General features: G+C 30.7%; 15 protein-coding genes and 1 riboswitch. Of the genes, 6 read left to right on the top strand and 9 right to left on the bottom strand.

The window, feature by feature from the left end; genetic code table 11:
• Positions 1 to 18: 18 nt before the first annotated feature.
• Positions 19 to 1,488, bottom strand: a complete 1,470-nt coding sequence (locus AC5EAH_RS00930) for an amino acid permease (RefSeq protein ID WP_493492864.1) — start codon at positions 1,486 to 1,488, stop codon at positions 19 to 21.
• 101 nt (positions 1,489 to 1,589) lie between these two features.
• A riboswitch (Lysine riboswitch) is annotated at positions 1,590 to 1,765 on the bottom strand.
• A gap of 374 nt (positions 1,766 to 2,139) precedes the next feature.
• On the opposite strand from AC5EAH_RS00930, the gene AC5EAH_RS00925 reads away from it, so the two are divergent.
• Together AC5EAH_RS00925 and radC are read left to right on the top strand one after the other, a co-directional pair.
• Positions 2,140 to 2,274 carry a prepilin peptidase gene (locus AC5EAH_RS00925; RefSeq protein ID WP_493492883.1) on the top strand — a complete coding sequence of 45 codons (135 nt, stop codon included), beginning with the start codon at positions 2,140 to 2,142 and terminating at the stop codon, positions 2,272 to 2,274.
• 394 nt (positions 2,275 to 2,668) lie between these two features.
• Entirely contained in the window at positions 2,669 to 3,352 is a 684-nt protein-coding gene (gene radC, locus AC5EAH_RS00920) for a RadC family protein (RefSeq protein ID WP_493492863.1), read from the top strand.
• Between the two features lie 4 nt (positions 3,353 to 3,356).
• Here radC and AC5EAH_RS00915 read toward each other — a convergent pair whose 3' ends face one another.
• The 3 genes from AC5EAH_RS00915 to AC5EAH_RS00905 form a co-directional block, all read right to left on the bottom strand.
• On the bottom strand, positions 3,357 to 4,607 hold the full coding sequence (locus AC5EAH_RS00915; protein WP_493492862.1) for a bifunctional folylpolyglutamate synthase/dihydrofolate synthase: 1,251 nt from the start codon (positions 4,605 to 4,607) through the stop codon (positions 3,357 to 3,359).
• Positions 4,608 to 4,722: 115 nt separating this feature from the next.
• Positions 4,723 to 6,345 carry a chaperonin GroEL gene (gene groL / locus AC5EAH_RS00910; protein WP_493492861.1) on the bottom strand — a complete coding sequence of 541 codons (1,623 nt, stop codon included), beginning with the start codon at positions 6,343 to 6,345 and terminating at the stop codon, positions 4,723 to 4,725.
• 19 nt (positions 6,346 to 6,364) lie between these two features.
• Positions 6,365 to 6,649, bottom strand: a complete 285-nt coding sequence (locus tag AC5EAH_RS00905; RefSeq protein ID WP_493492860.1) for a co-chaperone GroES — start codon at positions 6,647 to 6,649, stop codon at positions 6,365 to 6,367.
• 185 nt (positions 6,650 to 6,834) lie between these two features.
• Between AC5EAH_RS00905 and AC5EAH_RS00900 the strand changes: the two genes are divergently transcribed.
• Complete coding sequence (locus AC5EAH_RS00900; RefSeq protein WP_493492859.1) at positions 6,835 to 8,019, top strand: FtsW/RodA/SpoVE family cell cycle protein; 1,185 nt, start codon at positions 6,835 to 6,837, stop codon at positions 8,017 to 8,019.
• Positions 8,020 to 8,070: 51 nt separating this feature from the next.
• Here AC5EAH_RS00900 and AC5EAH_RS00895 read toward each other — a convergent pair whose 3' ends face one another.
• The 5 genes from AC5EAH_RS00895 to AC5EAH_RS00875 form a co-directional block, all read right to left on the bottom strand.
• Complete coding sequence (locus tag AC5EAH_RS00895) at positions 8,071 to 8,184, bottom strand: Lmo0850 family protein (protein ID WP_493492858.1); 114 nt, start codon at positions 8,182 to 8,184, stop codon at positions 8,071 to 8,073.
• A 62-nt stretch (positions 8,185 to 8,246) separates the two neighbouring features.
• The gene (locus tag AC5EAH_RS00890; protein ID WP_493492857.1) at positions 8,247 to 8,756 is read right to left on the bottom strand and encodes a VanZ family protein; all 510 of its coding nucleotides are present in this window, start codon (positions 8,754 to 8,756) and stop codon (positions 8,247 to 8,249) included.
• Between the two features lie 88 nt (positions 8,757 to 8,844).
• Positions 8,845 to 9,381, bottom strand: a complete 537-nt coding sequence (locus AC5EAH_RS00885) for a hypothetical protein (protein ID WP_493492856.1) — start codon at positions 9,379 to 9,381, stop codon at positions 8,845 to 8,847.
• A gap of 87 nt (positions 9,382 to 9,468) precedes the next feature.
• Positions 9,469 to 10,980: an ABC transporter substrate-binding protein/permease gene (locus AC5EAH_RS00880; RefSeq protein WP_493492855.1), complete on the bottom strand. Its 1,512-nt coding sequence runs from the start codon at positions 10,978 to 10,980 to the stop codon at positions 9,469 to 9,471.
• Between the two features lie 108 nt (positions 10,981 to 11,088).
• Positions 11,089 to 12,081 carry a hypothetical protein gene (locus tag AC5EAH_RS00875; RefSeq protein ID WP_493492854.1) on the bottom strand — a complete coding sequence of 331 codons (993 nt, stop codon included), beginning with the start codon at positions 12,079 to 12,081 and terminating at the stop codon, positions 11,089 to 11,091.
• 150 nt (positions 12,082 to 12,231) lie between these two features.
• On the opposite strand from AC5EAH_RS00875, the gene AC5EAH_RS00870 reads away from it, so the two are divergent.
• The 3 genes from AC5EAH_RS00870 (at position 12,232) to AC5EAH_RS00860 (ending at position 14,812) form a co-directional block, all read left to right on the top strand.
• On the top strand, positions 12,232 to 13,674 hold the full coding sequence (locus AC5EAH_RS00870) for an alanine/glycine:cation symporter family protein (RefSeq protein WP_493492853.1): 1,443 nt from the start codon (positions 12,232 to 12,234) through the stop codon (positions 13,672 to 13,674).
• A 112-nt stretch (positions 13,675 to 13,786) separates the two neighbouring features.
• Complete coding sequence (locus AC5EAH_RS00865) at positions 13,787 to 14,107, top strand: hypothetical protein (protein WP_493492852.1); 321 nt, start codon at positions 13,787 to 13,789, stop codon at positions 14,105 to 14,107.
• Between the two features lie 9 nt (positions 14,108 to 14,116).
• A complete protein-coding gene (locus tag AC5EAH_RS00860) occupies positions 14,117 to 14,812 on the top strand; it encodes a nitroreductase family protein (protein ID WP_493492851.1) in 696 nt (231 codons plus the stop codon).
• The last annotated feature ends 14 nt before the right edge of the window (positions 14,813 to 14,826 follow it).

Here is a 14,826-nt window from a genome sequence, read left to right as displayed (position 1 = left end):
AATTGCAGCCCCTTTTTATTAATGATCTTTTGATAAATCCATCTCTTTTAATGGAATAATTTTTGTTTTATATTTAATTTTATGATAACCATAGAAAACTAACATCACTGGAATTGCAATGTATGTAATAATAATTCTTGTCCAATTCACATCACCTTCTAATAATAAACTCGTATCTTGTCCAATAATAACTAAAATACATAAGGCTAATGCTAATAGTGGACCAATTGGAAACCATTTAGCTTTATAAGGTAAATCATCTAAATTATAACCTTGTAAAACATAAGCACGACGGAAACGATAGTGACTTAAAGCAATACCTAACCATGCAATAAAACCTGTTAAACCTGATGATGCGACAATTGTATCAATGGCCGCACTTCCTTTAACTTCTGCAAAAATAACAAAAATTAATGAAATAGCTGTTGTTAAAATCAATGATAAGTATGGAATACCGTTTTTAGTTGTACGTGCAAAAATTGACCATGCCATTTTATCTTTACCCATCGCATATAACATACGTGTAGAAGCATACATACCTGAATTACCCGCTGATAAAATTGATGTTAATATAACAGCATTCATCACCCCTGCCGCTAAAGCAAAACCTGCTTTAGTAAAGACAATAACAAATGGTGATTGTGCTACTGAATATTCACTATTAATTAGTTCAGGGCTTGTATATGGAATTAATAAAGCTAAAATCGCAATCGATACGATATAAAATAATAAAATACGCCAAAACACTTGTTTAATTGCTTTAGGAATAGCTTTTTTAGGATCTTCTGATTCACCCGCTGTTATCCCAATTAATTCTGTCCCTTGGAATGAATAACCAGCAATCAAGAATACACCTAAAGCTGACAATAACTTACCAGAGATCGAACCATCACCACCAATAAAAGGACCCTCGCCTGACATAAAGTTAGTTAACCCAACAAACTCGCCACCAAAAATACCTAAAATTGTCAATGTTCCAATAACTATAAATACTAAAACCGTGATGACTTTAATCGCAGCAAACCAAAATTCTGATTCACCATAAACACGCACTGATAGAATATTTAGTCCAAAAATAATCGCTAAATAAATTAAACTCCATGCCCATGTTGGTAAAAATTGCCCAAACTTCCAATACTGAATAATCATAGCAGCAAAAGTAACATCAGCAGCAACTGTAATCACCCAATTAATCCAGTAATTCCATCCTAGTGCAAAACCAAGAGATGGATCAACAAAGCGTGAAGCATAAGTACTAAATGAACCTGTAACTGGTAAGTAAGTAGCCATTTCTCCAAGTGAAGTCATTAAGAAATATACCATTAAACCAATTGCAGCATAGGCAATTAATGCACCACCAGGTCCAGCAGCAGCAATCGTACCACCACTTGCCATAAATAGTCCACTACCTATAGCTCCCCCAATAGCAATCATCGTAATATGTCTTGTTTTTAAATGTCTTTGTACATTTGAATTATTATTTTTCATTCAATTACTCCTTTTCTTTTAATGCTATAGGAGTGAAGATAGTATAAATAAAAAAGTGGACATACACTATTGTATATCCACTTATCTATACATCAATAAGTCTACAAAATAGCGCATTATGGTAAACCATAACAGTGTTACGCCTTTCAGCAATAACCCCAACAATTGTAATCAGCATATTACAATCATTTCGGCGACTTAACCTTTCAACTTAGTTCATTAATGATGCTTCATCTCCCTAAGTTTACTCTTTTAATTCGCAACCTCTATCTTTCATCTCTATAACTTAAATGTATTGTACACTTTTATAAGCTTTTTGACAACCTATAAACCCACTTTCTATTAAAATTTTTCAAAGTAACTGTTAAACACACAATATCTGATGTAACTTGCTTTTAATTAATACCATTATTTTAACTAAATTAATATCACCTAACTTATGGTATGTAGTAAGTTTATTGCAACTTGCATCAAATACCACTTATCTATAAACTCACTCTATGGAGGTATACTATGCTAATTTTATTATTTTTTCTCGGTGCATGTACGGCCAGCACTTTAATCTGTTTTATAGAACGTACACCCAAACAATTTTGTTGTGGTCGTTCTCAATGTAATCACTGTTTACATCCACTCAAATGATATGATTTAATCCCCATTGTTAGTTATTTTTATTACCGAAAACAATGTCATTACTGCCAACATCCGATACCTAAACATTATATAATCTTAGAAATTAGTTTTAGTTGTTTGTTCAGTTTATTTTATATTTTACGCTTAGCTTGAAACGATTATTATTTAGTGTCGGTATTATTATTAATTAGTGCTTATGATATACGTCATCATATTATTTTACCTAAATTACAATTTTTATTATTCATTTATGTTTTATACTTCTCAACACTGACTTGAAATCTATTAATTACCATTTTACTCATGCACTTATTATATTTTATAAGTCGACAACAAATAGGCTATGGTGATATTAAACTCATTCTACTTTTATCTAGTCTATCATCAACTAATTTAATATTAATTAACTGCACTTTTATTATTGCGGCAATTTATGCAATATTTTTATTAATCTTTAACAAAGCCTGTTTAACTAGTCGTCTTCCATTAGCACCTTTTATTTCTATTAGTTTTGTGTTCACTCATTTTTTACTTTAAGGAGGTAAGTATGTCATTATTACCACGTGAAAAATTAAAAATGTATGGTATTGAAGCACTTACTGATCAAGAATTATTAACTATTATTTTAAACAGTGGCAATAAAAATAGTTCTGTTTTTCAAATCTCAGAACAGCTACTTAATCATTATCACTCATTCAAAAATATGTTAGAAACAAATTTTTTTGAACTCACAAATCAAGCAGGTATTGGTGAAAGTAAAGCGGCATCTCTGCTAGCGGTCATTGAAATTGCCAAACGTATTTATACAATTGATAAACATCGTAAATATCGTTGTCAATCACCTAAACAAGCCGCACAATATTTAATGAATCATATTAGATTTTGCAGTCAAGAAAAATTAATTGCCATTCACTTAAATACTAAAAATTATATTATTTCAGATAAAGTAATTTTTCAAGGGTCATTAGATAGTTCTCTCATTCATCCAAGAGAAATATTTAAAGAAGCCCTACGCTGTTCAGCACAATCCATTATTATTGCACATAATCACCCTTCTGGCGACCCTACACCAAGTCAGGAAGATATTAATGTCACACAAAGATTAATCAATTGCGGACAGATTATGGGCATTCATGTCTTAGATCATATCATTATTGGTGATGGATGTTTTACCAGTTTAATTGAAGATGGTTATTTAACTCGTGAAAATAATAGACGACAAACAGTATAAACAATTATGATTGTTTAAGATAAGTACGTACTTGTGAAATAAAATATAATGAACCTGTAATAATATAAATTGTGTTTTCATCAACTGCAACGTCTTTTAACCATTGTTCAAATGAATGATAACGTGGATATTGCATAGGATATTGGTCTAATTGATAGGCTGTCGGATAATCAAATGTCGTTACAGCAACCTCAGCAGTTAAAGTTGTTAGACGATTTAACATACTATCAACAGGTTTACCTTCAATCACAGCAAATAACACTTTAATTGTTTTCTTTTCTTCTGCAAAAACTTTTAATAAAGCATCAATACTTTCATTATTATGTGCACCGTCAATATAAATAGATGGTTGTTTCACTATTTGTTCAATACGTCCACGCCAAATTGAACGTTCAATACCTTGACGAATTGTATCACGATTAAATTTAGTAAAAACATGTTTTAATAATAAACTGGTCATAATAGCTAAACTAGCATTTGCTTTCTGATGTTCACCAATCATTTGAATATTCACTTGCATTAATTTTTCATAATCTGAAATAAAATTAAATGTTTGATCTTGAGAAGTATAATAAAATTGTTTACCTAATTCAAATGTTGGACAAAATTTATCATTAGCTGCTTGTGTCAAAAGATGACGTACATCACTACGATCAGTAGCAAAAATAAACGGCACACCCTTTTTTAAGACACCTACTTTTTGTTCAGCAATTTCTAAGTAACTTTGCCCTAAAATATTTTGATGATCTAAACCAATTGAAGTACATACTACTGCTAAAGGCTTAAATATATTAGTCGAATCATATAAACCACCTAAGCCCGCTTCAATAATTACAATATCTACCGGATGCACATCTCCAAAATAAACAAACATCATCGTTGTAATAATTTCAAATTCAGTCGCATGACCTAATGTTGTTTCTTCAGGCAAACGTTCTACAATTGGTTTAACACGCTTAACTAAATCTATTAAAGCTTCGTTGCTAATCATTTGCCCATTAATTGCAATACGTTCATTGAAATTTTCTAAATAAGGTGAAATAAACGTTCCCACTTGATAATTTGAAGTTGAAAAAATATTTTGTAAATAATTAACTGTTGACCCTTTACCATTAGTGCCAACGACATGAATCCCTTTAATTTTATTTTGTGGTTGTCCTAATTGTGCTAGCAACCATTCCATACGTTTTAAACCTGGTTTAATACCAAATTTCATCGTACTATGAATCCATGTTAATGCTTCTTGATAAGTCATTTATACCATCCTTTTATATGTATTATAATGTTATTATAGCTTCTATTTCACAATGAATACAACATTATTATTAAAATAAGAGTGAAAAGCACTTGCTTTTCACTCTTATATTTTATTACATCATGCCACCCATACCAGGCATTGATGATGGATCAAATGCTGGTTGTTCTGATGGCATCTCTGCCACAACAGCTTCTGTTGTTAAGAATAATGAAGCAACTGAAACGGCATTTTGTAATGCTGAACGTGTTACTTTAGCTGGATCAACAATACCTGCTGCAATCATATCTACCCACTCATTAGTTGCTGCATTAAAACCGATACCTTCTGCTTCACGTTTTAATCTATCGACAATAACCGAACCTTCTAAACCAGCATTAATGGCAATTTGACGTAATGGTTCTTCTAAGGCACGTAAAACAATATTAATACCCGTTTGTACGTCACCTTCTTGTGATAATTTGGCAACTTCACTAGATACTTGTACTAAAGCTGTTCCTCCCCCCGCAACAATACCTTCTTCTACTGCTGCGCGTGTAGAATTTAATGCATCTTCAATACGTAATTTACGTTCTTTTAATTCAGTTTCTGTTGCTGCACCGACTTTAATTACTGCCACACCACCTGCTAATTTAGCTAAACGCTCTGTTAATTTTTCTTTATCGAATTCAGATGTTGTTTCTAAAATTTGTGCTTTAATTTGTTGTACACGTGCTGCAATGGCTTCTGATAAACCTGCACCTTCAACAACAGTCGTATTATCTTTTGTGACAACTACTTTATTAGCTTGTCCTAACATATCTAATGTTGTTGTTTTTAAATCTAAACCTAATTCTTCAGTAATGACTTGACCACCTGTTAAAATAGCTAGATCTTCTAACATTGCTTTACGACGATCACCGAAACCAGGTGCTTTAACGGCGACAACATTAAATGTACCACGTAATTTATTTACCACCAATGTTGTTGCTGCTTCACCCTCAATATCATCAGCAATAATTAATAATGGACGTGTCGCTTGAACTAATTGTTCTAATAACGGTAAAATTTCTTGAATACTTGCAATTTTTTTATCTGTAATTAAAATAAATGGATTATCTAATACAGCTTCCATTTTATCAGAATCTGATACCATATATGGAGAAATATACCCACGATCAAATTGCATACCTTCAACAACTTCTAATTCAGTTTCAAAACCTTTTGATTCTTCGATTGTAATTACACCATCATTACCAACACGTGCCATGGCTTCTGAAATAAAACGTCCTACTTCTTCATCAGCTGCACTAATGGCACCTACTTGTGCAATCGCTTCTTTTGATTCAATTGGTTTGGCAATTTTTTGTAGTTGTTCAACTGCTACTTTAGCTGCTAAATCCATCCCTTTTCTAATACCCACAGGGTTCGCACCCGCAGTAACATTTTTTAATCCTTCACGAATCATTGCTTGGGCTAATACAGTTGCTGTAGTTGTACCATCACCGGCAATTTCATTTGTTTTATTAGCAACTTCTGTAACTAATTTAGCCCCCATATTTTCGTATGGGTCTTCTAATTCAATCTCTTTAGCAATTGAAACACCATCATTTGTAATTAGCGGTGCACCAAATTTCTTATCTAACACAACATTACGCCCTTTAGGTCCTAATGTTACTTTTACTGCATTGGCTAGTTTGTCTACACCTGCTGCCATAGATTGGCGTGCATCTTCAGAAAACTTAATTTCTTTTACCATGTCATTGTCCCTCCTAATATTATTTAATAATAGCTAAAATCTCATCTTCACGCATGATAAGATATTCTACGTCTGCTTCTTTATATGTTGTAATTGCATAACTTGAATAAATCACTTTATCTCCAACACTCACTTCATGCGCTAATTCTTGACCTTGCGCATTATAACGTGATTGTCCGATAGCTACAACTTCAGCAGTTAACACTTCATTTTTAGCAGAATCTGGTAATACTATACCGCCTATTGTTGTTGCTTCTTGTTCTATTTTTTTTAATACGACATAATTTGATAATGGTTGTAACATTGTCTACCTCCAAATTTTTTATCTTTTAGCACTTCACATACGGAATTGCTAATACAGTTCTTATATTAATCAAAAAAGGTCAAAAAATCAAGCAAAAAGATTATCAACAAGTTTCTATCTAGCACCGTCACAATAAATATGTTATGCTTAAATTAACTAAACATTACATAATAAGGAATCTTAATATGAGAAAATCAAATACATTACAACAAATTAGGCAAAAACCTTGGTATGCAAGATTCGATTGGATTTTAACAGGTTTTATTTTTATTTTTTTAGCATATAGTTGCATGACTGTTTATTCAGCACAAATGAGTGGACAATATATTAATAATTTTGCCATTAGACAATTACTCTATTATGCATTAGGATGGATAATTATTTTGTCTATACTTTTTATTAAACCACTTCAAATTCAAAAATTAAGTTGGATAGCTTATGGATTAGGTATCGCCAGTCTTGTTTTTTTAATTATTGCACCTACTTCAATCGCACCTATTATTAATGGTGCTAAAAGTTGGATTAGATTGCCCGGCTTAAATTTTTCTATCCAGCCAACTGAACTTATGAAAATATTTTTAATGATGGCTTTAGCTCAATTAATTTCTTGGCATAATCACCGACATATCCATACAATTAAAAATGATGTTCAATTAATTTTAAAAGTCACTGGATTAAGTTTAGTGCCACTTTTTCTTGTTTTGCATCAAAATGATTTAGGGTCAACTTTAGTTTTATTAGCAATTATCTTTTTCATGCTTTTTGCATCAGGCATTTCATGGAAAATTATTACACCTTTTATTGCGACACTAACAGTCATTATTTCTACATTATTATGGATTGCTTTACAGCATAAAGAGTGGTTAGCTAAAATTTTACAAGGTTATCAAATGACACGTATTTATGCTTGGTTAAGTCCAGCTGATTATGCTGATAGTGGTTCATTACAAGTACTTCAAGCACAAAGAGCGATTAGTAATGGTGCCACATTAGGTAAAGGTTATTTAAATGGTGAAACTTATGTTTCAGAAAATCATACTGATTTTATTTTTTCAGTTATCGGCGAAGAATTTGGCTTTATTGGTGCCAGTTTATTAATTATTTTTTATTTATTACTAATTTTTCATTTATTGCGCATTGCGGTAAAACAACAAAACGATTATTTCATTTATTTTATCTCTGGCTTACTTGGCTTACTTACTTTCCAAATATTTGAAAATATCGGTATGATTTTGGGGATTTTACCTGTTACAGGTTTACCTCTGCCATTAATTAGTTTTGGTGGTAGTGCTTTATGGGGCGTAATGTTTGCCTTTGCTATTATCTTTAATATCCAGTTTCATGAACATGCTAAATATTATAAACAATAATAAACAGCTACTTACATACTATAAAAAGTTATGTAAGTAGCTGTTTTCTATTTATTTTACTAAGGCTAGTGCTTGCTTTAGTTCTTTTTTAGATTTAGTCATCGTTACTTTTACACCTAATGCTTCTAATGATTGTAAAATTTGATTTTTCTTTTGTTTAGACATTACTTCATCCTCCAAATTTAATAATCATAGTGTATCAATAATTAGTGCACTTGACTATCAGACTAGCGACCGATATTATAGTATTTCTTTTTATATCTCGAAAAAATATAACCTACTATGATACCAACTAAAGCTCCTAAACTATCTAAAAAGACATCTTGCCATAAAGGGGTTCTACCTGGTGTAAAACTTTGATGTATTTCATCGATAACAGCATATAAAATAGGAATTAGCCATGCTAAGCAAAACGTCACTTTAATATTAGCTATCAATTGTTTTAATAATAAAAAAGTAAAGCATCCTATAATAAAATAAGAACTAAAATGTGCAAACTTTCTAATAAAAAATTCGATGAAGTGGCTATAGCCAACTTGTTCTATAGAAATTATACGACCCGCATAAGTAAATTCAATATGAGATAATAACGCTGCAAAAGGTTCATTAGCTAAAAGACGATTTAAAGTTGGTATTAAACTTTGTTGTTGATAACTTTCATTAGAAGAATGGAATAATATCACCATCATCATCACGATGACCAATAAAGAAATAATAATTTTAATTTTTTTAATCATAATCTCTTCCTTTCATTATTTACTCACTCTACAATAAATAATGCTTAAATGCAAATATAAAAAGACTAGGTTACCCTAGTCTTAATTTTTAAAGATCACTAATTTCTTGTGCATCTAATTCTTGTTGATTTAAATTAGATAATTTTACATATGTCACAATTGCTAAAATAATCATAATGATAGTTGGTAAAAGACCAGCTACTGCTGTACTCACTAACAATATTGTTGGTGCTTCACCAAGTACTTGTAACATAATCGTTTTCATTTGACTAACTGAATATATAGTGGCACAAACATCTATCAATTGATAAACGAAGTAAATAATAATACCTGTTGTAGCCGGCACTATCATTTGCCCTAAACTAATGTAATTTTTAATTAATAGTACAATTGCCACAATACCAATAATAATTGCCATAATACTTAATCCTTGCATAATCGGGCTAGTACCTAATTCAGCTACTTTTGCTATATAGTCACCTTCTGGACCTGTGATTTTTAATTCGTCATAATTAACTTTATTAGTTAGTTGTGTCACATAACTATAAATTTTTATTAATAATCCAATAATCGTTAAGATACTTAGTACCATTAACCATGTACGTGTTGATTTAACTTGTTTCATTTTTGTTGACCTCCTAAATAATTTTTATACTACTCAATTGCTATTATACTACAAAAAAATCATCATTTCATTAGAATTTCTTAATATTTAAGAACTTTTATTCAAATATTTTTCATACATCGCCAACAATCTAGTTAATAAAGTTGTAATAATAAAATAAATACAAGCTACAACGATCAATGGTGTAAATGCGATATACGTTTGTGCACGTATAATTTCTGTCACTTTCATTAATTCTATCAATCCTATAATTGAGACAATTGATGATTCTTTAATAACAGAAATAAACTCATTCCCTAATGCTGGTAAAATATTTTTAATTGCTTGTGGTAAAATAATTGATTTCATTGTGACAAATTTATTTAATCCTAATGTTTCAGCCGCTTCAAATTGTCCTTTATCTACCGCATTCAACCCAGCACGTATAATTTCAGCTACATAAGCACTACTATTAACAGATAATGCCAATAATCCAACTAAGAAACTGGCAAAAGTTCTACCAAAACCAAAATCCGGCATTGTAAATGTATAAGCAAAAATAGCTAACTGTACTAATAAAGGTGTTCCACGTATGAAACTAATATAAGCATCAATAATACGTCCTAAAATAGGTATATGACGTAATAATGTTAAAACTGTTCCTAATGTCGTACCAATCACAACTGCTAAGAAAGATAATGCCAAGGTAAGTAATAAACCTTTGATAATTGTATTTTTGTAAGTATAAATTTTTTTTAGTTGACTCAAAATACCATTATCTACTTGTTTAGATTTAATTTCCGAAGATGAAGCTAAAGCAACATTTTTCTTCCATATTTGATCAATTGTATGATTATTTTGTATCTTAGAAAAATAAGCATTAGTGACTTCTACCATCTTAGGAGAATTTTTAGGAAACGCTGCTGCTGCACCTAAATCATCATCCATAAACATTTTAACATCACTATATGTTAATTCTGGATATACTTCTAAATACAAATCAGCATTTTCTTTAGAAATAATAATACCTGATAATTGATGTTGACTTAATTGTAAAACCATATCTGGAAAAAGTTTTAAACTAACTAAGTGTGCCTTAGGAAAATATTTTTTAGCTACTGCTTCTTGAATTGTACCCGTTTGAATTGCTAGTGTAACATTAGCATTATTCAATAACTCGATTGAATTTAACTTTGCTTTATCTGATTGATTAATCATCACCACATTTTCAAAATGATAATATACATCAGAAAAATCAACTTGTTGCGCTCTTTCTTGTGTCGGTGTCATACCAGCAAGCACAATATCTACACGTTTAGTTTGCAAATCAGCGATTAAATTATCAAAACTATTGTCAGCAAATTCTACAGTTATTTCTTTACCACTTTCTTGGCTAATTTGTTGTGCAATGCCTTGAGCAATATCCATATCAAATCCTATCAAATTACCCTTAGTGTCAAAAAATTCAAAAGGTGGATAGCCTGAAGATGTTCCCACAATTAATTTACCACTATCCACTACACTTTGATAAATTTCATCTGTTTGTGCATAAACAATTTTAAATGAAGACATCATATATACCAAACATAAAGTTATTAAAACAACTATTTTTTTCATCATTCCTCACCTCTTTTAAAATTATTTATTATTATAAATAAAAATTCATATAAATTCAAGTTTTGTGCATAAATATTCTTAGTTGTTTCATTAATAAAATAATGTCTATCCTCATTGAGGATAGACATTGGTTGATTGTGTTAAATTTTGTAGCAATTGATAACGTAATAAAACTAATTCGGGATATTGGTAAAAAAATTCAATTTTTTCATTTTGTTGATTAGTTGCTGTTAAATCATGATAAGGTCGTATCACAAATTCTGTAAAACTTTCTGCAAAATCTTCATAGGGATTACTAGCAGCATACGTCGTAATAAATTTATCTTTATTTAATTGATAAAATTCTACCGTGTCTTCTGTTGCTTTACTTGAATTTTCTACCCAATCTTTTGGTACATTTTTCCAAAAATCTAAATAAAATTGATTTAAATAACTTGTCTCTTTTAAACAATATAAACTTTTATCTGTAATCGTCATTTCACAACTTTGATCATTGACATATTGATCATAATGATCTGAAAATAAATGTGCAAATTCATGAATCAAAATCAATTTTGCATCCATATCAGCCGTATTTGACATATTATACACATCTATACCTAATGCTTGTCCATCAACTTTATGTTCACCTAATCTCATAATATAAGCTGATAAATTACTATCTTCTATGGCAACATATTTAGTTAAATTTTTACGCCATTCTACTGGCACTAATTGAGTGAAAAAATCAAATTGTTTTTGTGCCATTTGTTGTTGCTCTGTTGTTAACTGTTGCTTCGTTGATTGTTGCAGTTGATTACCTGCTACTTTATATTCTGCAATCACATGGCCTTCATCTATATTACCTGGACTTACATCTTGTTCGCTAATAGTTTGTAAATATAAAGGTAAATGATCATCAATTAATTGATCACTTTTTACAATACAATCGTTAATATCTTGGCATATATCAGAATGTATTATTTTTGACGTATCTATTTGAATATTAGTTGTTGATTTAAATTGATTAGGTTGAGAATAACTATTTAAGTTATAAAACATGATAATTAGTACGCCTATTACTAAAAAACTACCTAATATGAGCCATTTTCTGCTTTTCTTCATTCATTACCTCTTTTTTAAAACAAATTTATTTATACACTATATTACAAATAGATTAACTTATCAATCATTCTTGTTTTTTGCGCGTGTACATCTGTACATACAGATAAATATATAGTAAGATAGTACAGTATTACTTTTTGGAGGGAAACTATGAACTTTGAACAATTACTCGGTGCTGTTATCAGTATTATCTGGAGCACACCACTTATTATTTTACTGTCAGGCGCAGGTGTATGGTTTACATTGCGTTCTAAATTCATTCAAATACGTTTAGTTCCTGAAATGATTAAACAAATGTTTAATAAATCCGCTCAGCAACAAGGTATTTCATCATTTCAAGCTTTAACAATGGCTTTAGCTGGTCGTGTTGGTACTGGAAATGTTGCTGGTGTAGCGACAGCTATCGCATTTGGGGGACCTGGTGCAATTTTTTGGATGTGGGTCATTGCATTTTTTGGTGCCAGTCTAGCATTTATTGAAACAACACTTGGTCAAATTTATAAACAACAAGAAAAAAGTGGCTTTATGCGTGGAGGTCCTGCCTATTACATCGCGTATGGATTAAGAAAGAAAAAATTCGCATTATTCTTTGCATGCTTATCTGTTATTTGTTATCTTGTTTTAATGCCAGGTGTACAAACTAATTCTATTGGGCAAGCATTACATAATTCATTGGCTATTCCAACTTGGGTATCTAGTTTAGTCGTTGCCCTTTGTTTATCAATCATTATTATTGGTGGTGTAAAACGAATTGCCAGATTTACTGAAATTGTCGTGCCATTTATGGCATTAGCTTATATTGGAATGGCATTTATCATTTTAGCTGTTAATTTCAAAGAAATTCCAGCAATGTTTTCACTTATTGTACGTAGTGCATTCGGACAAGATCAAGTATTTGGTGGATTATTAGGTTCAGCTATTTTATTTGGTTTTAAACGTGGATTATTTGCTAACGAAGCTGGACAAGGTTCGCAAGTTGCTGCATCTTCTTCAGCTGATGTATCTCATCCAGTTAAACAAGGTTTAGTTCAAGCATTTTCAATTTACTTTGATACATTTTTAGTTTGTACAGCCACAGCATTAATGATTTTAATTACTAATCAATTTAATGTTTATGATGATAGTGGTAAATTAGTCGTAGAACATATTGCTAATATTACTGCAAATGATGCAGGTGCATTGTATACACAACTTGCAGTATCTACAGTATTTGGTAATTTAGGACCTATATTAGTTGCTATTACATTAACATTTTTTGCTTTTACAACTATTATGAGTTTCTATTATATTGCTGAAACCAATTTAATTTATTTAACTAAGGGTCGTGCTAAAACTTCATTAATGTTTGCATTCCGTCTAGTTATGGTTATCATGACATTCTATGGTGGTATTACGACAAGTAGCACAGCTTGGGCAATGAGTGATGTTGCGGTCGGTTTATGTGTATGGATTAATATTATTGTTATTAGTATTTTATCTCCTGTCGCGTTTAAAGCTTTAGTTGATTATGAACAACAATTAAATCAAGGTTTAGATCCACAATTTAACCCTAAAAAATTAGGCATTAAACACGCTGACTTTTGGGAACAATAAATCATTAAATGGGATTAGGAAAAACTAATGAATTTTTCCTAGTCTCATTTTTTATTACAATAAATACTTTTACTATGTTAAAATAAACCTATCATGAATAAGGAGGTATCTCATGGCTAAATTTTCTATGCAAGATAAACCGAAATTAGATAATACTAGTCAGCTAATTCAAGAGAATAATCAACATTTTTTATTATTGCCTAAAAAATCAAAACTAGATTTACTTGGTGTGAAATATTGGAAAGCACCCGAAAATTATAAACTACCTGTTGATCCGTATGCGTTATTTATTATAAAACGTTTAGATGGACAACATACTTTGGAAGTCATTGAAAATGAATTTAATAATCATTTCACTGATTTACCCAATAAAAGTCGTGATAGATTTTTACGATTAATTCTTAAATTAAATCAATGGTTAACAGTAAAATAAGGAGATATTATGAATCAAACAATAGAACTATTAAAAACACATCGTTCAATTAGACATTTTATCGCAAACAAACCTTTATCAGATGCACAATTACAAGAAATCATCGCTTGTGCAAAGCAAGCACCTACTTGGATGAATGGTCAACATTATAGTATTATTGTAGTCACTGACCCACAAACAAAGGCAATGCTAGCACAATGGTCACCTAGAAATGCACATATTGAACATTGTTCAGCATTTTTAATCTTTTGTGCTGATTTTACTCACTTAGCACAAGCCAGTGCTTTACATCAACAACTATTTGATATTAGTGATAATCACGATGCTTTAATTACAGCTTCAATGGATGCAGCATTAGCAATGCAAAATGCAATTATTGCTGCTGAATCAATGTCATTAGGTACAGTTTGTGTCGGTGCTATTAGACAAATTGCTGACAATATTATCAATTTATATCATTTACCACAATTATCTTATCCACTTTGTGGCTTAAGTATTGGTTATCCTGATAATCAACCTACGTCAATAAAACCTCGTTTATCAGATGCTGTTAATGTTGGCTATAATCAATATCCACGTACTGCAATTAATCATATTATGGCTTATAAACAAATATTGCCGGAATGGGGCCAAAAATTATCACAATACTATGCTAGTCAACCTTTAATTGAAACAAATAAATTATTAAAAAAACAAGGATTTTAAATACTAAAAAAGCT

This window comes from Staphylococcus sp. B1(2026), from assembly GCF_058895785.1.
This window is presented reverse-complemented; position numbering and strand designations above follow the sequence as displayed.